General features: G+C 75.4%; 17 protein-coding genes and 2 pseudogenes. 8 read left to right on the top strand and 11 right to left on the bottom strand.

What is annotated here, in order from left to right:
* Positions 1-58: 58 nt before the first annotated feature.
* From ABD353_RS21535 to ABD353_RS21500, 8 genes are all read right to left on the bottom strand, one after another.
* On the bottom strand, positions 59-1,765 hold the full coding sequence (locus ABD353_RS21535; RefSeq protein WP_344625295.1) for a hypothetical protein: 1,707 nt from the start codon (positions 1,763-1,765) through the stop codon (positions 59-61).
* Between the two features lie 204 nt (positions 1,766-1,969).
* Positions 1,970-2,644, bottom strand: a complete 675-nt coding sequence (locus tag ABD353_RS21530) for a hypothetical protein (RefSeq protein ID WP_344625294.1) — start codon at positions 2,642-2,644, stop codon at positions 1,970-1,972.
* 175 nt (positions 2,645-2,819) lie between these two features.
* The gene (locus tag ABD353_RS21525; protein WP_344625293.1) at positions 2,820-3,605 is read right to left on the bottom strand and encodes a type III pantothenate kinase; all 786 of its coding nucleotides are present in this window, start codon (positions 3,603-3,605) and stop codon (positions 2,820-2,822) included.
* A 25-nt stretch (positions 3,606-3,630) separates the two neighbouring features.
* Complete coding sequence (nadC, locus tag ABD353_RS21520; RefSeq protein WP_344625292.1) at positions 3,631-4,590, bottom strand: carboxylating nicotinate-nucleotide diphosphorylase; 960 nt, start codon at positions 4,588-4,590, stop codon at positions 3,631-3,633.
* Positions 4,591-4,633: 43 nt separating this feature from the next.
* Positions 4,634-6,292: an L-aspartate oxidase gene (locus ABD353_RS21515; RefSeq protein WP_344625291.1), complete on the bottom strand. Its 1,659-nt coding sequence runs from the start codon at positions 6,290-6,292 to the stop codon at positions 4,634-4,636.
* A 16-nt stretch (positions 6,293-6,308) separates the two neighbouring features.
* A complete protein-coding gene (gene panD / locus ABD353_RS21510; RefSeq protein WP_344625290.1) occupies positions 6,309-6,758 on the bottom strand; it encodes an aspartate 1-decarboxylase in 450 nt (149 codons plus the stop codon).
* A gap of 89 nt (positions 6,759-6,847) precedes the next feature.
* A complete protein-coding gene (gene panC / locus ABD353_RS21505) occupies positions 6,848-7,744 on the bottom strand; it encodes a pantoate--beta-alanine ligase (RefSeq protein ID WP_344625289.1) in 897 nt (298 codons plus the stop codon).
* Positions 7,744-8,691 (bottom strand): Rossmann-like and DUF2520 domain-containing protein, encoded by a 948-nt coding sequence (locus ABD353_RS21500; RefSeq protein WP_344625288.1) that lies wholly within the window; start codon positions 8,689-8,691, stop codon positions 7,744-7,746. The genes panC and ABD353_RS21500 overlap by 1 nt, the downstream gene beginning before the upstream one ends.
* 202 nt (positions 8,692-8,893) lie before the next feature.
* Between ABD353_RS21500 and ABD353_RS21495 the strand changes: the two genes are divergently transcribed.
* The 3 genes from ABD353_RS21495 to ABD353_RS21485 are packed head-to-tail and all read left to right on the top strand — an operon-like array spanning position 8,894 to position 11,945.
* Entirely contained in the window at positions 8,894-11,140 is a 2,247-nt protein-coding gene (locus tag ABD353_RS21495) for a sensor histidine kinase (RefSeq protein WP_344625287.1), read from the top strand.
* Positions 11,137-11,580, top strand: a complete 444-nt coding sequence (locus ABD353_RS21490; RefSeq protein WP_344625286.1) for a roadblock/LC7 domain-containing protein — start codon at positions 11,137-11,139, stop codon at positions 11,578-11,580. The genes ABD353_RS21495 and ABD353_RS21490 overlap by 4 nt, the downstream gene beginning before the upstream one ends.
* Positions 11,577-11,945: a DUF742 domain-containing protein gene (locus tag ABD353_RS21485; RefSeq protein ID WP_344625285.1), complete on the top strand. Its 369-nt coding sequence runs from the start codon at positions 11,577-11,579 to the stop codon at positions 11,943-11,945. The genes ABD353_RS21490 and ABD353_RS21485 overlap by 4 nt, the downstream gene beginning before the upstream one ends.
* Before the next feature lie 70 nt (positions 11,946-12,015).
* Here ABD353_RS21485 and ABD353_RS21480 read toward each other — a convergent pair whose 3' ends face one another.
* Together ABD353_RS21480 and ABD353_RS21475 are read right to left on the bottom strand one after the other, a co-directional pair.
* On the bottom strand, positions 12,016-12,705 hold the full coding sequence (locus ABD353_RS21480; RefSeq protein WP_344625284.1) for a response regulator: 690 nt from the start codon (positions 12,703-12,705) through the stop codon (positions 12,016-12,018).
* 38 nt (positions 12,706-12,743) lie between these two features.
* Positions 12,744-13,961 carry a sensor histidine kinase gene (locus ABD353_RS21475; protein WP_344625283.1) on the bottom strand — a complete coding sequence of 406 codons (1,218 nt, stop codon included), beginning with the start codon at positions 13,959-13,961 and terminating at the stop codon, positions 12,744-12,746.
* Positions 13,962-14,091: 130 nt separating this feature from the next.
* Between ABD353_RS21475 and ABD353_RS21470 the strand changes: the two genes are divergently transcribed.
* Both ABD353_RS21470 and ABD353_RS21465 read left to right on the top strand, forming a co-directional pair.
* Entirely contained in the window at positions 14,092-15,096 is a 1,005-nt protein-coding gene (locus ABD353_RS21470) for an SAM-dependent methyltransferase (protein WP_344625305.1), read from the top strand.
* 2 nt (positions 15,097-15,098) lie between these two features.
* Positions 15,099-16,262 carry an NADH-quinone oxidoreductase subunit D gene (locus ABD353_RS21465; RefSeq protein ID WP_344625282.1) on the top strand — a complete coding sequence of 388 codons (1,164 nt, stop codon included), beginning with the start codon at positions 15,099-15,101 and terminating at the stop codon, positions 16,260-16,262.
* 45 nt (positions 16,263-16,307) lie between these two features.
* Here ABD353_RS21465 and ABD353_RS21460 read toward each other — a convergent pair whose 3' ends face one another.
* The gene (locus tag ABD353_RS21460) at positions 16,308-17,093 is read right to left on the bottom strand and encodes a DUF3109 family protein (RefSeq protein ID WP_344625304.1); all 786 of its coding nucleotides are present in this window, start codon (positions 17,091-17,093) and stop codon (positions 16,308-16,310) included.
* Between the two features lie 321 nt (positions 17,094-17,414).
* Between ABD353_RS21460 and ABD353_RS21455 the strand changes: the two genes are divergently transcribed.
* The 3 genes and pseudogenes from ABD353_RS21455 to ABD353_RS21450 form a co-directional block, all read left to right on the top strand.
* Positions 17,415-17,759: a hypothetical protein gene (locus tag ABD353_RS21455; protein ID WP_344625281.1), complete on the top strand. Its 345-nt coding sequence runs from the start codon at positions 17,415-17,417 to the stop codon at positions 17,757-17,759.
* Positions 17,760-17,799: 40 nt separating this feature from the next.
* Positions 17,800-18,030 (top strand): annotated as a pseudogene (locus tag ABD353_RS40715) (WXG100-like domain-containing protein); the annotation flags it as partial.
* 103 nt (positions 18,031-18,133) lie between these two features.
* Positions 18,134-19,623, top strand: a pseudogene (locus ABD353_RS21450) (hypothetical protein); the annotation flags it as partial.

The raw sequence follows: 19,623 nt of genomic DNA, 5'->3' as shown, positions 1-19,623 counted from the left end.
CGCGGCGGCCCCGGAGCGCCGCGGAGGCGCTCCGGGGCCGCCGACGCGGAGGGGGGTGTTACTGGTGGGCGCCCTTGCGGCGGCGCGTGGCCAGGAACACCGCGCCGCCGATCAGCACCGCGCCGGTGCCGGCCGCGGCGATGGTGCCGAGCCCGGACGCGCCGGTGAACGCGAGGGCACCTCCGCCGGACGAGGCCGAGCCCGCACCCGCACCCGCACCCGCGCTCTGCGAGGCCGAGGCCGAGGCGGACGGCGAGGCGTGGGTGGAGGGCGAGGCGCTGCCGGTCGGCGTGCTGGGCGAGGCGGAGGCGCTCGGGGAGGCACCCGGGGTGGGCACGGAGCCGTCGGCCTTGGTCCCGAGCGTCACCCGGGTCAGGTCGTTGCCCGGGTTGTGGTCCCACGGCATGACGGCGGAGGGGTGGCCGGGCTCGACGGAGCTCCGGGTGTTCTGCAGCGAGACCACCGCGACCGGGTCTGCGGCGGTGACCTTCAGGTCGAAGTCGTACGTCTTCTGGAAGCCGGCGGGCACGTCCGACGGTGCGTCGCAGGCCCACTTGACGGGGTTCTTGACCTCCTGGCCGTTCTCCCAGCGGACGGCGCTGCAGCCCGCGGGCTCCTTGGCCACGGTGACGCCCTTGGGGAACACCACGAGGACGTTCGGCGCGGCCTCGCCGCCGCTGCGGTCGTAGAGGTGTCCCGGGCCGCTGTTGCGCAGCCCGACCGTGAGCTTCCCCTGGTGGCCGTCGGCACCCGGCTTCCACGCGCCGATGGCCGAGAAGTCGGCGGTGTTGTCCACGTCCAGCGCGATCGACACCATGTTCTCGGCGTACTGCGTGGCGTTCGGCGGACCGGGCTTCGTGTCGTCCGACTCGGGCTTGCCGGCGGTGAGCCGCTTGCCGGCGGGGCCGTGCACGAAGGTCATGCTCTTGCGGTACCAGGCGGTGTCCTCGCCCTCGCCGGGGAGCACCGCGACGTCGATGTAGCTGTGCAGGGCGCTGCTGTCGACGCCGAACTTCATCGGGTCGATCGTCACCGTCTCACCGGGGGCGACCGAGGTGTTGACGGTGCAGATCGCCACTTCGTAGGAAGGGGCCTGGCTGCCCGCGCCGGTGGCGTAGTCGCAGTTGGCGAACTGTCGTTCGGGCTTCACCCCGGCGATCCCGCTGAGGACGAGGACCAGTCGGCCGCTGGGGAGCGAGCCCTGGTTCACCACCTGGACGGACGGGGTGATCGTCGAGCCGGGCTTCACGCCCGTCAGCTGCTCCTTGGTCTTCACCCGCAGGTCCGGCCCGCCGACCGAGACGCTCACGTCGGCGCTGACCGTCCCGGCGTCGGTGGTCTCCGTGACCTTGAGGTGGCCGGTCTTGCCGAGCTCGGCGCCCTTGAGGGCGGTGAGCTGCGGGTTGATCTGCTGGTTGAGCCTGCCGTCCTGCGAGTAGAAGGTGCCCTTGCAGGTGGTCACGGCGCCCTGGACGGTGCAGGCGGCGTTGCCGAGTTCCGGGGCGAACTCCGCCAGGCCGGCCAGGCCGCTCGCGTCGAACGTGTACGTGATGTCGTGCGAACCGGTCTTCACGGTGCCGGTCAGGTTCAGCGTGACGTGCTTCGCCACCGGGTCGCCGCTCGCGGGCGCCGGGACGAGGGACACCGCTGTCGGAGCGTCGAGCACGAGGTCGGCGGCGAATGCCGGCGCGGCGGCGGAGCCGCCGAGTGCGACGGCTGCGACGGCCGTCGCCAGGGCAAGGGCGCGTGTGCGTCCGATGCGCATTTTCCCCCCAGGGTCTTCGGTTTTGCGTGTGGCGCAGACCCTAGGGCGGCCCCGGGGGAGTCACGGGCAGATGAATCGGACAGTTCGGGACGTGACCGTTCGTACCGGCAGCGAGTGTTGTCGATCTGTGACCGAAATTCCCCCGGGCCCATTGCAGAGTCGACACATCGACGCGCGGCGGGGCCCCCGCCGAACGGGGGTGCCTCAGCCGGTGCCGGTGGCGAGCTCGGCCTCCTCGTCGTCCGGCGCGGGCGGCTGGGACTGCGGCCTGGACTTGGGGCGGCGGCCGAAGAGCTCGGCGGGGGTGGGCATCCTGCGGGGCTGCGGCTGCTCGCCGTGGGCCGGGGGCCTGGGGGTGCTGCTCATCGGAACGCGTCCTCCAAGGGTCGGGGCGGGCAGGGGTTCGCACGCCGGGCTCGGTACGGCCATCAGATGGCGCTGGCCGGAGGCGAACGACAGCCGCTCGCGGACCTCGGCCTCCGCCATCGCGTGGCAGCGGCCGGCCAGCCGGGAGCGCCGGGCGTGCTCGGCGGGGCCGCACGGCTGCCGGGAGAGCGAGCGGAGCGCCGACAGGTCCTCGGGGGTGGGGAGGTAGCCGTCCGACACGGCCTCCTCCAGCCGTTCCAGGTAGCCGCGGGCGCCGCCGGGCAGCGCGGACCGGTAGCGGGCCAGGTCGGCCAGCAGGAAGCTGCGCAGCCGGCCGCCCTCCCGGACGGCCTCGTCGATGGACTCGGTGAGGCGCAGCGCGTCCTGGACGTCCTCCGCCCACAGCGCGCCGGACGGTCCGGGTAGGTGCAGCCGGTCGTCGGGGAGGGCCGGGTAGAGGGCTTGGGCAAGGGCGCGGCGCAGCACGCGGACTTCGTCGGCGCTGAAAGCCATGCCGCCCCGCGATCCGTGTGGCGTAGGCATGAGGTGACAGTACGTGGCGTACGTCCGATTTCGGGCGATTGGCGCCGCAGTTGTCCCGATTGGCGTATCTGCCGCTGATCCGACGTGACGACGGCCGGCCCCGTGGGGCCGACCGTCCGTCAGCGGGCTTGGCGGGAATGCCCGTTCACGCCTTGTTGCGCTCCCAGACCAGCCGCAGGCCGATCAGGGTGAGCCAGGGCTCGTGCACGTCGACGGTCTCGGCCTCGCCGAGGACCAGCGGGGCCAGGCCGCCGGTGGCGATCACCTGGACGTCGTCCGGGTCCTTGGAGAGCTCCCGGGCCATCCGGTTGACCAGGCCGTCGACCTGCCCGGCGAAGCCGTACAGGATGCCGGACTGCATCCCTTCAACGGTGTTCTTGCCGATGACGTTGCGGGGGCGGGCCAACTCGATCTTGCGCAGCTGCGCGCCGCGCAGGCCCAGCGCCTCCACCGAGATCTCGATGCCGGGCGCGATCGCGCCGCCCACGTAGTCGCCGCGGGCGTTCACCGCGTCGAAGGTGGTGGCGGTGCCGAAGTCCACCACGATGCACGGGCCGCCGTAGAGGTGGTTGGCGGCCAGTGCGTTCACGATCCGGTCGGCGCCGACCTCCTTGGGGTTGTCCATCAGGACGTGCACCCCGGTCTTCACCCCCGGCTCCACGATCACCGCGGGCACGTCGCCGTAGTAACGGCGCGTCACCTCGCGGAGCTCGTGGAGCACGGCGGGCACGGACGAGCAGATCGACAGCCCCGCCACCTTGTCCTCGGCGGACACGATGGGGTGGGCACCCATCAGGCCCTGCATCAGCACCGCCAGCTCGTCCGCGGTGCGCCGCGGGTCGGTGGAGATCCGCCAGTGTTCGACGATGTCCTCACCGTCGAACAGGCCGAGCGTGGTCTGGGTGTTGCCGACGTCGATGGTGAGGAGCACGGGATGGCTTTCTGTTGAGGCGGAGTCAGGCGCGGAGGTCCAGGCCGATGTCGAGGATCGGCGAAGAGTGCGTCAGGGCCCCGACGGCCAGGTAGTCGACACCAGTCTCGGCGACCTCGCGGGCGGTGGCCAGGGTCAGTCCGCCGGACGCCTCCAGCTTCGCCCGGCCGGCCACCAGGGCGACGGCCTCCTTGAGCTGCGGCACGGTGAAGTTGTCGAGCAGGACCAGGTCCGCCCCGGCCTCCAGCACCGGCGCGATCTGCTCCAGGGTGTCCACCTCCACCTCGACGGGGAGGTCCGGGTACGCCGCCCGCACCGCGCGGAACGCCTCCGCGACGCCGCCGGCCGCCACCACGTGGTTGTCCTTCACCAGCGCGGCGTCGGACAGCGCCATCCGGTGGTTGGCGCCGCCGCCGCAGCGGACGGCGAACTTCTCCAGCGCCCGCAGGCCCGGGGTGGTCTTGCGGGTGTCGCGGACGACCGCGCCGGTGCCCTCCAGGGCGTCCGCCCAGGCCCGGGTCGCGGTGGCGATGCCGGACAGGTGGCAGAGCAGGTTCAGCGCGCTGCGCTCGGCGGTCAGCAGGTCGCGGGTGCGGCTGCGCACCGAGAGCAGCACCTGGCCGGCCTCGACCCGGGCGCCGTCCTCGACGTGCCGCTCGACCTCGAACTCCTCCTCGCAGACCAGCGAGACGACGGCCTCGGCCACCCGCAGGCCGGCGACCACGCCGGCCGAGCGGGCGGTGAAGTCGGCGGTGGCGACGGCGTCCGCGGGGACGGTCGCCACCGAGGTGACGTCCTCGCCGCCGGCCAGGTCCTCGCCGAGCGCGAGCATCGCGACGTCCTCGACCTCGACCGGGTCCAGGCCGGCCTCCTCCAGCAGTGCCGCCAGCGCCGGGTCCAGCCCGGTCTCGTACGCCTCGCCCTCGCCGCAGGCGCAGCCGTCGCCGCAGCCGCCGGAGGCGAGCGGAAGTTCGTCGTGGGTCATCGTGGTGCTCCTAGGTGATCGGCCGGGTGCGCCGGGGACGGTGTCACGCCCGGACGCTCGGGTGTCCGTCGGCGTCGAGGGTGGTGACCAGGTGGTGCTGCCAGCGGGCGTCGTCGCGGTCGGGGAAGTCCTCGCGCCAGTGGCAGCCGCGGGTCTCCTCGCGGCGGGCCGCGGCGGCGACCAGTGCGGTGGCGACCAGGTGCAGGTTGGCGGCCTCCCAGGTCTCCACCCGGGGGTCGGCCGGCTTGCCCTCGTCCAGGTAGGCGGAGGCCTCCCGGGCGAGGACGGTGAGGCCCTCGGCGGTGGCGGCCATCGACCCGGCCGAGCGCAGCACGCCGGCCCCGCGGGACATCAGCCGCTGGATCTCGGCGCGCGCCTCGGGGGCGAGCAGCGGCACGGTGCTGGCCTCCAGGGCGGCGGCGACGTCGACGGCCCGCTCGGGCAGGTCGCCGGCGGCGTGCCGGGCGGCCAGGTCGGCGGCGATCCGCTCGGCGAAGACCAGGCCCTCCAGCAGGGAGTTGGAGGCGAGCCGGTTGGCGCCGTGCACACCGGTGCAGGCGACCTCGCCGCAGGCGTACAGGCCGGGCACCGTGGTGCGGCCGGCCGGGTCGGTGCGCACGCCGCCGGAGGCGTAGTGGGCGGCGGGGGCGACCGGGATCAGGTCGGTGACCGGGTCGATGCCGTGGGCCCGGCAGGAGGCGAGGATGGTCGGGAAGCGGTGCTCCCACATCTCGGCGCCGAAGTGCCGGCCGTCCAGGTACATGCGGTCGGTGCCGCGCAGCTGCATCTGCCGGGTGATCGCCTTGGCGACGATGTCGCGCGGGGCGAGCTCGGCGAGTTCGTGCTGCCCGAGCATGAAGCGCTCGCCGGAGGCGTCGACCAGGTGCGCGCCCTCGCCGCGGACAGCCTCGGAGACCAGCGGCTGCTGGCCCTCGGCGTCGGCCCCGAGCCAGAGCACGGTCGGGTGGAACTGGACGAACTCCAGGTCGGCGACCTCGGCCCCGGCGCGCAGCGCGAGGGCGACGCCGTCGCCGGTGGAGACCGCCGGGTTGGTGGTCGCGGAGAAGACCTGGCCCATGCCGCCGGTGGCGAGCACCACGGCGCGGGCGCGGATGGCGCCGACGCCGTCCCGCTGGCCCTCGCCCATGACGTGCAGGGTGAGGCCGGCCGCGTGCCCGTCGGCGTCGGTGAGCAGGTCGAGGACGAGCGCGTGCTCGATCAGCTCGATGCCGGGGTCGTTGCGGACGGCGGCGACCAGGGCGCGGGATATCTCCGCGCCGGTGGCGTCGCCGCCGGCGTGCGCGATCCGGCGGCGGTGGTGGCCGCCCTCGCGGGTGAGCAGGATCGTGCCGTCCTCGTCCTGGTCGAAGGCGGCGCCGACGGCGATGAGCCGGCGCACGGCGTCCGGGCCCTCGGTGACGAGGGTGCGCACCGCGTCCTCGTCGCACAGGCCGGCGCCGGCGACGAGGGTGTCGTCGAGGTGCTGCTCGGGGGTGTCGCCCTCGCCCAGGGCGGCGGCGATGCCGCCCTGGGCCCAGCGGGTGGAGCCGTCGTCCAGCATCGCCTTGGTGACCACCGTGGCCCGCAGGCCGGCCCGGCGGACGTTGAGCGCGACGGTCAGGCCCGCGACGCCGGAGCCGACCACGACGACGTCGGTGGTCGCGGTCCAGCCCGGGGCGGGGGCGGTCAGGCGGTACGGCATGGCTTCACTGGCTCCTTCAGCGCGCGGCGTCGGCACTCGCGCCGTCCGCATCACGGTACGCCCGGTCGCCGCGGAGCAGGCCACTGCCCTCGGGCGCCTCGGCCGGGTCCCCGCCCATGCCGGTGATCCGGTTGTCCCCGTCGACGAAGACGACCTTGGGCAGGTACGCCTTGGCCTCGGCGGTGTCCATCTGGCCGTACGCGATGAGGATCACGAGGTCGCCCGGGTGCACCAGGCGCGCGGCGGCACCGTTGATGCCGATCACGCCGGAGCCGCGCGGGCCCGCGATGGTGTAGGTCTCCAGGCGGGCGCCGTTGTTGATGTCGACGATGTGGACGAGCTCGCCGGGGAGCAGGTCCGCGGCGTCGAGCAGGTCCTCGTCGACGGTGACGGAGCCGACGTAGTGCAGGTCGGCCTGGGTCACCGTGGCGCGGTGGATCTTGGACTTGAGCATGGTGCGGAGCATCTGGTCACGCCTCCTGGTGGGACCCCCGGCGGGGCCGGGGGAGAGTGCATGCCTACGGGGGGTCGAGCGGGGTGGTGCGGGGTGGTGCGCTACCGGACGATGACGCCGACGTTGTCGATCAGGCGGGCGGGGCCCACCTTGGCGGCCACGGCCAGCAGGGCCTCGCCGGTGAAGTCGTCCGGCACCTCGGTGAAGGAGTCCGGGTCGATCAGGGCGAGGTAGTCGGGGGTGACACCGTCGGCGCCGTCCAGGACGGCCGCGGCGGCCTCGCGGACCGCCTTCGCGCCCTGCGCGCCCGCGTCGCGGCCGGCGAACAGCGCCCGGGACAGCGCCAGGGCCTGCCCGCGCTCGGTGTCGGAGAGGAAGCGGTTGCGGGAGGAGAGCGCCAGCCCGTCCTCCTCGCGGACGGTCGGGACGCCGACGATCTCCACGTCGAAGTCCAGGTCGGCGACCATGCGGCGGACGATCGCCAGCTGCTGGGCGTCCTTCTCGCCGAAGAAGGCGAAGTCCGGGTCGGTGATGTGCAGCAGCTTGGCGACGACGGTCAGCATGCCGTCGAAGTGGCCGGGGCGGGACGCGCCCTCGAAGCCGTCGCCCATCGGCCCGGCGGACAGCCGGACGAGCGGCTCGCCGTTGGGGTACACCTCCTCGACGGTCGGGGCGAAGACCACGTCGGCGCCGGCCTCGCGGGCGACCTCCAGGTCGGCGTCCAGGGTGCGCGGGTAGCGCTCCAGGTCCTCGCCGGCGCCGAACTGCAGCGGGTTGACGAAGACCGTCACGGCCACCCGGCCGTCCCGGCCGACCTGGCGGCGGGCCGCCCGGATCAGCGCGGCGTGGCCGGCGTGCAGCGCGCCCATGGTCATCACCACGGCGTTGTCCACCGGCTGGTCGTCGGGCCAGAACGCGGCCTCGAACTCCTCCACCGTGCGGGTGAGCTCGGTGGTGCGGGGGGCCTTCGCCTTCGCCGGCTGCTTGCCGCGTGCCATCAGGGGGTCTCCTCGTCGAGTACGTCCAGCAGCGCAGCCGCCGCCTCTTCCTTGAGCGGTCCGCCGCGGACCGCCCGCTGTGCGGTGGCCCGGGCCATCGCACGGTACGCCTGCCCGATGTCCGGGGACGCCGTCCGCAACTGCTGCAGGTGCCGGCGGAGCGTCCCGGCGTCGCCGCGGGCGACCGGGCCGGTCAGCGCGGCGTCGCCGGAGCGCAGCGCGTTGTCCAGGGCCGCGCCGAGCAGCGGGCCGAGCAGCTGCCCCGGCTCGGCGACCCCGGCCCCGCGCAGCAGCTCCATCGCCTGCGCGACCAGGGTGACCAGGTGGTTCGCGCCGTGCGCGAGCGCCGTGTGGTAGAGCGGGCGGACCTCCTCGGGCACCCACTCGGGCTCGCCGCCCATCTCCACGACCAGCGCCTCGGCGACCGGGCGCAGCTCGTCGGGGGCGGTCACCCCGAACGGGCAGCCGGCCAGCCGGGCCAGGTCCACCGAGGTGCCGGTGAAGGTCATCGCCGGGTGCAGCGCCAGCGGCAGCGCGCCGGCCCGGGCGGCGGGCTCCAGCACCGCCACGCCGTGCGCGCCGGAGGTGTGCACCACGATCTGGCCCGGGCGGATCGCGCCGGTCGCGGCCAGCCCGGCGGCGAGGTCGGCGAGCGCGTCGTCGGGCACCGTCAGCAGCACCAAGTCGGCGGCGGCCAGCACCTGCGGCGGCGTCACCAGCCGCACGCCGGGCAGCAGCGCCTCGGCGCGGCGCCGGGAGGCCGCGGACACCCCGGAGGCGGCGACCACCCGGTGCCCGGCCAGCTGCAGCGCGGCGCCCAGCGCCGGGCCGACCCGGCCGGTGCCGACCACGCCGACGGAGAGCCGGGCGGGCCGGTTCTCCGGGTCCAGCGGATCCCCGAAGGGGTCGGTCGGCCCGAGGGCCGGGGCATTGTCGGACGCGCTCACGGCTCGGCCCTCGTCATTGCTTCCCGTTCCAGTCCTGTGCAGGTACCAGACGTACCGCTCCATCGTACGGGGCGGCCGGTGCGCCCCCGCCGCGCGGGGCCGGCCCCCGGATCTCCACGGAAGCTTCACGACCCTCCTGGCGACCCGAACGCTACGGCCGGGTAACTTGGCGCAGTCCGAGCCCCGGGACACGAGGGAGACCATGCCCAGACGCCTCGGCCTTGCCCGCCCGCGCCGACCCCGCACCATCCGTACCCGCATCATCGCGCTGGTGCTGATCCCCGTCGTCGCCCTGGTCGGACTGTGGACCTTCGCCATGGTCTCGATGACCGGCGACCTGCGCGCCCTCGTCCGCCTCAAGGACGCCTACGAGTACTTCGGCAGCCCGGTGGACACCGCCGTCGGCCAGATCCAGATCGAGCGCCGGCTGGCCGCCGAGTACCTGGGCTCCGGCGGCGACCCGGCCGCCCTCGCCGCCTACACCGCGCAGGAGCGGGCCACCGACGAGAAGGTCCGCGCCGTGCGGGCCGCCGCCGAGAACCCCGACCGGCAGGACGAGCTCACCGCCGAACAGCGGGACACCCTCACCGCGATGATCACCGCCACCGACGGCCTCGCCCCGCTCCGCCAGGCCGTCATCACCCGCGCCCTGAGCTGGGACGCCGCGGTCGAGCGGTACACCGCCGCCGTCGAGCCGTCCTTCGCCGTCGAGTCCGCGCTCACCGCCCTGCAGGCCGGCCGGCTCGCCCGCGAGGCCCAGGTGGTCGTCGAACTCGTCCGGGTGCGCGAGTTCGTCTCCCGCGAGGACGCCCTCGGCTCCGGCGCCCGGGCCGCAGGCTCCTTCACCCCCGCCCAGTTCCGCGCCTTCGCCGCCGTCGTCGAGGACCGCCGGGTCTTCCAGCGGACCTACGTCGCCGCGCTGCCCGCGGACTCCCGGGCCGGCTTCGAGACCTTCGCCGTCGACCCCCGCTACACCGCGCTCACCGCCGCCGAGGACGGCGTCCTGGACGCCGGCGCCGACGCCGCCGGCCGCGCCGTCGACCGCAACGGCTGGCGCACCACCATGGACCCGGTCGTCCACCGCTACATGGAGCTGTGCAAGGACGCCGCGCTCAACTCCGCCGCCCGCGGCCGCGCCTACGCCGGCGACCAGCTGCTGAAGGCCGGCCTCGCCGGCGGCGCCGGCCTGCTCGCCGTGGTGTTCTCCGTCTGGTACTCGGTGCGCACCGGCCGGCGGATCACCCGCCGCCTGACCCGGCTGCGGGTCGCCGCCGACCGGCTGGCCAACCGCCAGCTGCCCGACGTCGTCCGCCGCCTGGCCGCCGGCGAGACCGTCGACGTCGAGCGGGCCGCACCACGGCTCGCCTTCGCCGCCGGCGAGCACGACGACGAGATCGGCGACCTCGGCCGCGCCCTCAACCACGCCCGCCGCGCCGCCGTCGAGGCCGCCGTCGAACAGGCCCGCCTGCGGGCCGGCATCTCCGGCGTCTTCGTCAACATCGCCCGCCGCAGCCAGGCCCTGATCCACCGCCAGCTCAAGCAGCTCGACGCCATGGAACGCCGCGCCACCGACCCCGACGAGCTCGCCGACCTCTTCCGCGTCGACCACCTCGCCACCCGGATGCGCCGCCACGCCGAGGGCCTGATCATCCTCTCCGGCGCCGCCCCCGGCCGGCGCTGGCGCAAGCCCGTCCCGCTGGTCGAGGTGGTCGGCTCCGCGGTCGGCGCCGTCGAGGAGTACGAGCGGGTGGTCGTCCCGCCGATGCCGCAGGTCTTCGTCTCCGGCGCCGCCGTCGGCGACCTCGCCCCCACCTGGTCGCCGAACTCATCGAGAACGCCACGGTCTTCTCCCCGCCGCACGCCCAGGTCCATGCGGGCCGGCGAGGCCGCCCACGGCTGCGTGCTGGAGATCGACGACCGCGGCCTCGGCATGGACGAGGACGAACTCGCCGCCGCCAACCGCACCCTCGCCGAACCGCAGGAGTTCGACCCCACCCGCACCGAACGGCTCGGCCTCTTCGTCACCAGCCGGCTCGCCCGCCGCCACGGCATCGAGGTGGCGCTGCGCCGCTCCCCGTACGGCGGCACCACCGCCGTGGTGCTGCTGCCGAAGGCCGTCCTCGCGGAGCCGCCCGAGCCCGCGCCGCGGCCCGTCCCGGTGCCCGAGGCGCCGGCCGGGGCCGAGCCCGGACCCGTGGCCGAGGCGCCCGCGGCGGCCGTGCTGCCGATGCGGCGCGCCCTGCCCACCCGGACCCGCCAGGCGTCCCTCTCGCCCCGGCTGCAGGACCCGCCCGGGGCGGACGCCCCCGCCGGGCCGCCCGCCGGAGGACCCGAGATCTCGGCCGAGCAGATGGGCGCCGTCTTCGGCGCGTTCCAGCGCGGGCTGGACCGCGGCCGTGGCCGCGGCACCGACGCCCGCACCCCGCACGACCCGGAGGACGAACGATGAGCACGCCCGAGACCACCGAGCAGGCCGCCGGCGGCCTGGACTGGCTCCTGGAGGACCTGGTCGACCGCACCGAGCACGTCCGCCAGGCCGTGCTGCTCTCCTCCGACGGCCTGCCCACCGCGGCCTCCGCCGGGCTGAGCACCGAGGACGCCGACCACCTCGCCGCCGTCTGCTCCGGCTTCCACAGCCTCGCCCGCGGCGTCGGCAGCCGCTTCGAGGCCGGCTCGGTCCGGCAGACCATGGTGATGCTGGAGGACGCCTTCCTCTTCGTCTCCCCGGCCGGCGAGGGCAGCTGCCTGGCCGTGCTCTGCGGGCCGCAGGCGGACGTCGGCCAGATCGCGTACGAGATGCAGATGCTCGTCCGCCGGGTCGGGCGCCACCTTTCCACCCCCGCCCGGGCCGGCGCCGAACCGGCCGCCGGCCCGGGGGCGGCCACATGAGCGGGCACTGGTACGACGACGAGGCCGGCCCGATGGTCCGGCCGTTCACCCTGACCGGCGGGCGCACCCGCTCCGCCGAGGGCGAGCGCTACGACCTGCTGGCCGCGGTCTCGGCGGTGCCGGACGCCGAACCGGCCGCCCACCTGGACCACGCCCGCAGCGCCCTGCTGGACCGGATCCGGGACCGGCCCTGCCCGCTGGCCGAACTGGCCGCCGACGCCGACCTGCCGATCGGCGCCCTGCGGGTGCTGCTCGGCGACCTCGTCCAGGCCGGACTCGTCCGGGTCGGCCAGGGTGCCGCCGAGGCCGGCCGCCCGGACGTCCGCCTGCTCCGCGAGGTCATCCAGGGCCTGCGGCGGCTCTGACCGGGGACACCCGAGGGGGGCGCCGGGGCCACCCGCCGGGGGCGGCCCCGCGCCGCGGTACGAACCCCGGTCAGTCCGTGGCGCCCGCGCGGACCAGGCCGTTCTCGTAGGCCAGCACCACGGCCTGGACGCGGTCGCGCAGGCCCAGCTTGGCCAGGATCCGACCGACGTGGGTCTTCACGGTGGCCTCCGACAGGGTCAGCCGGGCGGCGATCTCGCCGTTCGACAGGCCCTGCGCCACCAGCAGGAACACCTCCCGCTCGCGGTCGGTGAGCGGCTCCAGCACCGGCGAGCCGGGCGCCGTCGACGGCGTCGGCAGCACCTGCGCGAAGCGGTCGATCATGCGGCGGGTGGTGGTCGGCGCGACCACCGCGTCACCGCCGTGCACCGCGCGGATCGCCGCGACCAGCTCCGTCGGCGGGACGTCCTTCAGCAGGAAGCCGCTCGCCCCGGCCTTCAGCGCGGCGAAGGCGTACTCGTCCAGGTCGAAGGTGGTCAGGATGAGCACGTGCGGCGCCCCCGGCAGCGGCGCGCCGGACTCGTCCAGGCAGATCCGCCGGGTGGCCTGCACGCCGTCCAGCCGCGGCATGCGGACGTCCATCAGCACCACGTCGACCTCCGTCCCGGCGAGCAGCTCCAGCGCCTGCGCGCCGTCGCCCGCCTCGGCGGCGATCTCGATGTCGCCCTGCGACTGCAGGACCATCCGGAAGCCCGTACGCAGCAGCTCCTGGTCGTCCACGAGCATCACGCGGATGGTCACGGTCGGTTCTCCTTCACCTGATCGGTCGTGCCCCGGACTCAGCCGGCGGCCTTGAGGGGGAGGACGGCCCGGATCCGGAAGCCGCCGCCCGGCCGCGGGCCGATGTCGAGGCTGCCGCTCACCATGCCGACCCGCTCGCGCATGCCGATCAGACCATGGCCGGGCCCGTCGCCACCACCGTCCATCTGCTCGGCGGTGCTGCCGCGGCCGTCGTCCTCGACCAGCACCTCCAGGTCGCGGTCGCCGAAGTCCACCGCGACCCGGGCCCGGGCGCCCGGACCTCCGTGCTTGCGCACGTTGGTCAGCGCCTCCTGGACGATCCGGTACACCGTCAGCTCCAGGCCGCGCGGCAGCTCCCGCGGCTCGCCCGAGGTGGCGAAGTCCACCGGCAGGCCGGCCGTGCGGACCTGCTCCAGCAGCTCCGGCAGCTCCTCCACGCCGGGCTGCGGGACGTACTCCTCGGCCGTCTCCGACGTCCGCAGCACGCCGAGCAGCCGGCGCATCTCCACCAGCGCCTGGCGGCCGGTCGCGGCGATCGTGCCGAGCGCCTCCTTCGCCTGCTGCGGCGAGTTGTCCAGCACGTAGGCGGCGCCGTCGGCCTGAACGATCATCACCGAGACGTTGTGCGCGACCACGTCGTGCAGCTCCCGGGCGATCCGGGCGCGCTCGGCCGCCACCGCCACCTTCGCCTGTGCGTCCCGCTCGCGCTCCAGCCGGGCCGCCCGGTCCTCCAGCTCGACCAGGTAGGCCCCGCGGACCCGGGTCAGCCGGCCCCACGCCCAGCAGAGCACGAACGGCGTCGACATCAGCACCGCCACGAACACCAGCTGCCAGGTGCTCGGCCCCGGCGGCGGCGACGGGTCGTCCGGCACCGGGTCGCCGCTGTTGTCGAACCGCCACAGCGTCAGCGGACCGGCCACCAGACCCACCGCGAGCACCAGCCGGGACGCCCACCGCGAGCCGAAGGCCGCCCCCGTGTACGCGAACACCAGGTAGCCGATGGCCGAGGCGCCCGGAGTCACGTCCAGCACGAGCTGGCCCAGCCCGAGCGCGGTGCCCCCGGCCGCGGCCAGGTCCGGGTACCGGCGCCGGACCACCATCAGCGCGGCGATCGCCAGCGAGAAGGCCAGACCGCCGTAGAGCTGCAGGTCCGACTCCGAGAAGTCGGACAGCACGCCGAGCAGGAGGACCACCAGCGCCCAGGCGGAGTCGACCACCATCGGGTGACGGCGGAGCCAGGCGTTGAGTCGATGCACGCTCCAAGCCTAGGCAGTCGCACACCGCCCCCAGGTCCGCCGCGAGAGCGATCCGCCATCCGCCGCAGGGTGGAGACGGCCCCCGCCGGGACACCCCCGCCGACCGGTAGCGTCGACCCACGTGACCTGGATGCGGTGGCGGCCCGCCATGGAGGAGGCGCTGTACGGCGCGGACGGCTTCTACCGGGGCCCGGAGGGGCCGGCCGGGCACTTCCGCACCTCCGTGCACGCCTCGCCGCTGTTCGCCGGAGCCGTCGCCCGGCTGCTCGCCGAGACCGACGAGGCCCTCGGCCGCCCGGACGAGCTCGCCCTGGTCGACGTGGGCGCCGGCCGCGGCGAACTCGTCACCGGAGTCCTCGCCGCCCTCGCCCCCGAGCTCGCCGCCCGGGTCCGCCCCCACGCCGTCGAACTCGCCGCCCGCCCGGCCGGCCTGCCCCCGTCCGTGGTGTGGACGGACACCCTGCCGACCGGGCTGACCGGGCTGCTCTTCGCCAACGAGTGGCTCGACAACGTGCCGCTCGACCTCGCCGAACCCGACGAGGACGGCGTGCTGCGCTACGTCGAGGTCGGGCCCGACGGAGAGGAACGCCCCGGCGGCCCGCTGGAGGCCGCCGACGCCGCCTGGGCCGCCCGCTGGTGGCCGGACGGCGACCGGATCGAACTCGGCCGCACCCGCGACGAGGCCTGGGCCTCGGCCGTCGCCGCCCTCGACCGCGGCCTCGCCGTCGCCGTCGACTACGCCCACACCGCCGCCGACCGGCCGCCGTTCGGCACCCTCGCCGGATTCCGCGGCGGCCGCGAGGTCCGGCCCGTGCCCGACGGCAGCTGCGACGTCACCGCGCACGTCGCCCTGGACTCGGCCGCTTCGGCGGCCGCCCCGACCGTCCACAGCCTGTGGACGACGCAGCGGGCCGCACTGCGCGCCCTCGGCGTGCACGGCGGACGGCCGCCGCTCGCCCTCGCCTCCACCGACCCGGCCGGCTACCTGCGGGCCCTCGGCGGGGCCGGCGAGGCCGCCGAACTGACCGACCCGGCCGGCCTCGGCGGCTTCGGCTGGCTGGCCCAGGCCGTCCGCATGCCGGTACCGCGGAGCCTGGAGGGACTCCCCGCACCCGCGGGGTGGCAGACTCTGTAGCCATGAGGGAGACCACGGTCGGCATCGGCGCGGGTGCGCAGCAGCTCACGGGTGAGCTGGGCACCAGCGACATGGTGCTCAACATCGGCCCGCAGCACCCGTCCACGCACGGCGTGCTCCGGCTGAAGCTGGTGCTGGACGGCGAGCGGATCGTCACCGCGGAGCCGGTCATCGGCTACATGCACCGCGGCGCCGAGAAGCTCTTCGAGGCCCGCGACTACCGCCAGATCATCATGCTGGCGAACCGGCACGACTGGCTCTCCGCCTTCTCCAACGAACTCGGCGTCGTCCTCGCCGTCGAGCGGATGCTCGGCATGGAGGTCCCCGAGCGGGCGGTGTGGATCCGCACCCTGCTCGCCGAGCTCAACCGGGTGCTCAACCACCTGATGTTCCTCGGCTCCTACCCGCTGGAGCTCGGCGGCATCACCCCGATCTTCCACGCCTTCCACGGCCGCGAGGAGCTCCAGCACGTCCTGGAGGAGGCCTCCGGCGGGCGCATGCACTACATGTTCAACCGGGTCGGCGGCCTCAAGGAGGACCTCCCGGCCGGCTGGCTCGGCCGCGTCCGGCAGGCCGTCGCCGCCGTCCGCAAGCAGCTCCCGGTCTACGAGGACCTCGTCCTCGGCAACGAGATCTTCCGCGGCCGCACCGCCGGGGTCGGCACCCTCACCCGCGAGCAGGTGCACGCCTACGGCGTCAGCGGCCCGATCGCCCGGGCCAGCGGGGTCGACTTCGACCTCCGCCGCGACGAGCCCTACCTCGCGTACGGGGAGCTCGCCGACCTGCTGACCGTCGTCGTGCGGGAGGAGGGCGACTGCCTGGCCCGCTTCGAGTGCCTGCTGGAGCAGACCGCCAACTCGCTCGACCTCGCCGACGCCTGCCTCGACCGGCTCGCCGGGCTCGCCCCGGGGCCGGTCAACCTGCGGCTGCCCAAGGTCCTCAAGGCGCCGGAGGGCACCACCTACGCCTGGACCGAGAACCCGCTCGGCATCAACGGCTACTACCTGGTGTCCCGCGGCGACAAGACGCCCTGGCGGCTCAAGCTCCGCTCCGCCTCGTACAACAACATCCAGGCCCTCACCGAACTCCTGCCGGGCACCCTGGTCGCCGACATGGTCGCCATCCTCGGCTCGATGTTCTTCGTCGTCGGCGACATCGACAAGTAGGGGAAACCCATAGGGGTGCCCCCACGCGCCCCTGGGCGGTTCCTCCTACCTGTCCGCCGGGTGCGGGGCGAGCTTCTTGTGGCCCTTGGTGGCGATGCGCTGCTCGCAGAGGGAGACCAGGACGGCGTACGCCTCGGGCCCCATCAGTTCGGTGAGCTCCGCGCGGTAGCTGACGTACACCGGGTCCGGCGCGCCGTGCGCCTCCGGGCTGCCGGTGCACCACCAGTGCAGGTCGTGGCCGCCCGGCCCCCACCCGCGGCGGTCGTACTCGCCGATGCTCACCTGCAGGTAGCGGGTGTCGTCCGGCCGGTCGATCCAGTCGTAGGTGCGGCGGACGGGGAGCTGCCAGCAGACGTCCGGCTTGGTCTCCAGCGGCTCGCGGTCCTCCTGCAGGGCCAGGATGTGCAGCGCGCAGCCCGCGCCGCCGGGGAAGTCCGGGCTGTTGCGGAAGAGGCAGGCGCCGTCGATCCGCCGGGTCTGCCGGTCGCCGTCCTCGTCGAGCATGGTGATGCCGCCGTCGAGGCGGATCCGGCCCTTGGCGTCGGTGCCGTGCGGGTGGTTCTCCCAGATCTCCGGAGTGAGCCGGGCGGCGTGGCCGGCGACCCGCTGCTCGTCCTCCTCGTCCGAGTAGTGGGCGCCGAGGGTGCAGCAGCCGTCGGAGGCGCCGCGGCCCTCCTGGATGCCGTGGCACCCCCGGCCGAAGATGCAGCCCCAGTTGGAGGTGAGCCAGGTGAGGTCGCAGCGGAACACCTGCTCCTCGTCGGCCGGGTCGGTGAACTCTGCCCAGGCGCGCGGGAAGTCCAGCGGGACCTCGGGCCGCACGGTCGGCATCGCGAGGTCGACCACCGTAGAGGCCGGCTTCGTGCCGTTCTTCTTCGGCTTCTTGTGCTGTGCGGTGTCTGCTGCTGCCACGCTGCAAGGGTATGGCCTCGGCTGCCGTTTCCCGACGGCGCCGGAGCCGCGCACCGGCGGCGCACCTGCCCCGCACCCCGCCCGCACGGGCCGTGCACCGGCCGTGCGCACCCGTCCGCCGGGTCGTGAAGGCAGGGTGAAGAGGCTCACCGCGGCACGGGCCGCCCCGCGCCCGGGGCCTAGGATGGCGGGCTGCAGACGGCTGCGTGCGGGGACGGGACGCGACGACGGGGGACGGGGATGGCCGACAGGGTTCTGCTGAAGCCTTGGGAACTGCACGGCGAGGGGCGGGAGTTCGAGACCGTCTCGAACGACTTCGCGCGGGCCGCGCTCGACCTGGAGAACGGACTGGCCGCGCTCGGCACCCCCTGGGGGCGGGACGAGCCGGGCCAGGGCTTCGGCCAGGTGTACGAGGGCGCCCGGGAGGGCGTGCTGGCCGGGCTGCAGGGCCTGGCCGACCGGCTCGGCGGCATCGGAACCGGCCTGCACACCATGGCCGACAACGCGGAGCAGAACGAGCAGGGCAACCGCGACGCGTTCCGGGCGGTCGGCCCGGGAACCGGCGCCGCTCCCACCGCGCTCTGAGTCGACGGACCGTCAAGCCGCACCACCGAAGGGGGACCACATGCCCAGGAACCTGCCCGAGGAGCTGGCTCCGGTCATGGCCCGGCTCGGCCGCCACTGGCCGGAGGCCGACGAGGACGCACTGCGCCGCGCGGGCGGCCTGTGGCGCGAGTTCGGCGCCGAGGCCGAACGGCTGGGCCGGCGCGGCGTCTCGGCCGCCGAGCGCGTCACCGGCGAGAACTCCGGCCCGGCCGTCGAGGCCTTCGCCGAGCACTGGCGCGGCTTCAGCGGCGGCGGCCGTCGACGACTGCAAGGCCCGGCTGATCGCCGTCCTCACCGAGCTCGCCGAGGAGATCGCGGAGGCGGACAAGGCGGAGGCCGCAGCCGCCGCCCAGGTGAAGGCCGCGCAGGGGGAGGGCCTCTCCGGCCTGGTCGGGCAGGTCGTCGGCACGGTGAAGGGCGCGGCCGCCGAGGCCGGCGAGGCGATCGCGGTCGAGGCCGCGAAGATCAAGGTCAGCGCGCTGCTGGCGGAGCTCGGCCGGGAGATGAAGGACGGCCTGCAGGCGGCCCTGAAGGAGCCCGCCGTGACGGCCCTGGAGCGCATAGCGCAGGCCGACGGCGCCGGGAAGCACGGGCAGTTCCGCACCCTCAGCGCCGCCCGTTCCGGCGGGGAGATGACCGGCAAGCTGCTCGGCACCGCCGTCGGCGGTGCCGCCGCGGTGGCCGGGGTCAGCGGCGTCTCCGCCGCGCTCAACCCGGACGGCACGGTCGCCACCGACGCGCAGGGCCGCCCGGTGCTGGTCGGCGCGGACGGCAAGCGGCTGCCCGCGGTGGACGGGGTCAGCGTGCAGGTCGGCGCGGACGGCCGCCCGGTGCTCGGCGCCGACGGCAAGCCCGTGCTGCTCGACGCCGCGGGCGCCCCGGTGGCGGGCCTCGCGCTGGGCGCCGACGGCAAGCCGCTGACCGACGCCCAGGGCAAGCCGCTGACGGTCGGCGCCGACGGGGCGGTCGGCGACACCGGCCTCTCCCTGGCCGTCGGCAAGGACGGCCGGCCCGTCCTCGACGCGCACGGCCGCCCGGTCATGCTGGACGCGGAGGGCAACCCGGCCGCCGGCCTGGCCGTGGGCAAGGACGGCAAGCTGCTCACCGACGCCGACGGCAGGCCGCTGGTCGCCGGGACGGGCCGGGACGGCCGCCCGCTGGTGGACGCGGCCGTCGGCCCCGACGGCGTCCGGCTCGGCGCGGACGGCCTCCCGGTGGCCGCCGCCGACCTGGGCACCGGCCCGGGCGGGCACGGCGTCCCCGGCACCTCCGGTGACCCGGACGGCCTCGGCGGCCCCGGCGTCCGGACCGCCGACGGCCCGGCGGGCACGACGAGGACCGGCCCCGGCCGGACCGCACCGGTCCTGGACGTGGACCTGCAGGCCGCCCCGGCCGCGGGCGTCCAGGTGACGGCCGCCCCGCAGCAGGCCGTCCAGGCCCCGCCCGCCGACACCGGCGGCCACCGCGGCGGGTACGGCAGCGGGTACGGCGGCTACAGCACCCCCTCCGGCGGCCACACCACGCCCGCTCCGCCGGTGTACGAGCCGGACGGCTACGACCCGCCGGCCGCGGGTCCGCGGCCCGGCCCGATCTCCGTGCACACCGATTCGGTGGTGGTCGCCCCGCCGTCCCCGCAGACCTACGGCCCGCCCGCCGAGGTGCCGACCGGTGGCATCCGGCACGGCGGCGACTACGCCGTCCCGGCCGCGCCGGTGGCGCCCGCGGCCGGCTCCGGCTTCCCGCTCGGCCCGGTCGGCGGCGGTCCGGCCGCCGGTGCGGGCCCGGTCGCGGGCGCCGCGGTGCCGCCGGTCGGCATGGGGCAGACTGGCTGCCCTCGCGTCGT

Source organism: Kitasatospora arboriphila, assembly GCF_039528095.1.
GTDB classification, from domain to species: domain Bacteria; phylum Actinomycetota; class Actinomycetes; order Streptomycetales; family Streptomycetaceae; genus Kitasatospora; species Kitasatospora arboriphila.
This window is presented reverse-complemented; position numbering and strand designations above follow the sequence as displayed.

Coding starts and splice junctions, on each gene's coding strand:
- panD (WP_344625290.1), bottom strand. CDS start 6,758: ATGCTCCGCACCATGCTCAAGTCCAAGATCCACCGCGCCACGGTGACC.
- ABD353_RS21455 (WP_344625281.1), top strand. CDS start 17,415: ATGGCCGACAGGGTTCTGCTGAAGCCTTGGGAACTGCACGGCGAGGGG.
- ABD353_RS21515 (WP_344625291.1), bottom strand. CDS start 6,292: ATGCCGTACCGCCTGACCGCCCCCGCCCCGGGCTGGACCGCGACCACC.
- ABD353_RS21490 (WP_344625286.1), top strand. CDS start 11,137: ATGAGCACGCCCGAGACCACCGAGCAGGCCGCCGGCGGCCTGGACTGG.
- ABD353_RS21460 (WP_344625304.1), bottom strand. CDS start 17,093: ATGCCGACCGTGCGGCCCGAGGTCCCGCTGGACTTCCCGCGCGCCTGG.
- ABD353_RS21495 (WP_344625287.1), top strand. CDS start 8,894: ATGCCCAGACGCCTCGGCCTTGCCCGCCCGCGCCGACCCCGCACCATC.
- ABD353_RS21465 (WP_344625282.1), top strand. CDS start 15,099: ATGAGGGAGACCACGGTCGGCATCGGCGCGGGTGCGCAGCAGCTCACG.
- ABD353_RS21485 (WP_344625285.1), top strand. CDS start 11,577: ATGAGCGGGCACTGGTACGACGACGAGGCCGGCCCGATGGTCCGGCCG.
- nadC (WP_344625292.1), bottom strand. CDS start 4,590: ATGACCCACGACGAACTTCCGCTCGCCTCCGGCGGCTGCGGCGACGGC.
- ABD353_RS21530 (WP_344625294.1), bottom strand. CDS start 2,644: ATGGCTTTCAGCGCCGACGAAGTCCGCGTGCTGCGCCGCGCCCTTGCC.
- ABD353_RS21470 (WP_344625305.1), top strand. CDS start 14,092: ATGCGGTGGCGGCCCGCCATGGAGGAGGCGCTGTACGGCGCGGACGGC.
- ABD353_RS21535 (WP_344625295.1), bottom strand. CDS start 1,765: ATGCGCATCGGACGCACACGCGCCCTTGCCCTGGCGACGGCCGTCGCA.
- panC (WP_344625289.1), bottom strand. CDS start 7,744: ATGGCACGCGGCAAGCAGCCGGCGAAGGCGAAGGCCCCCCGCACCACC.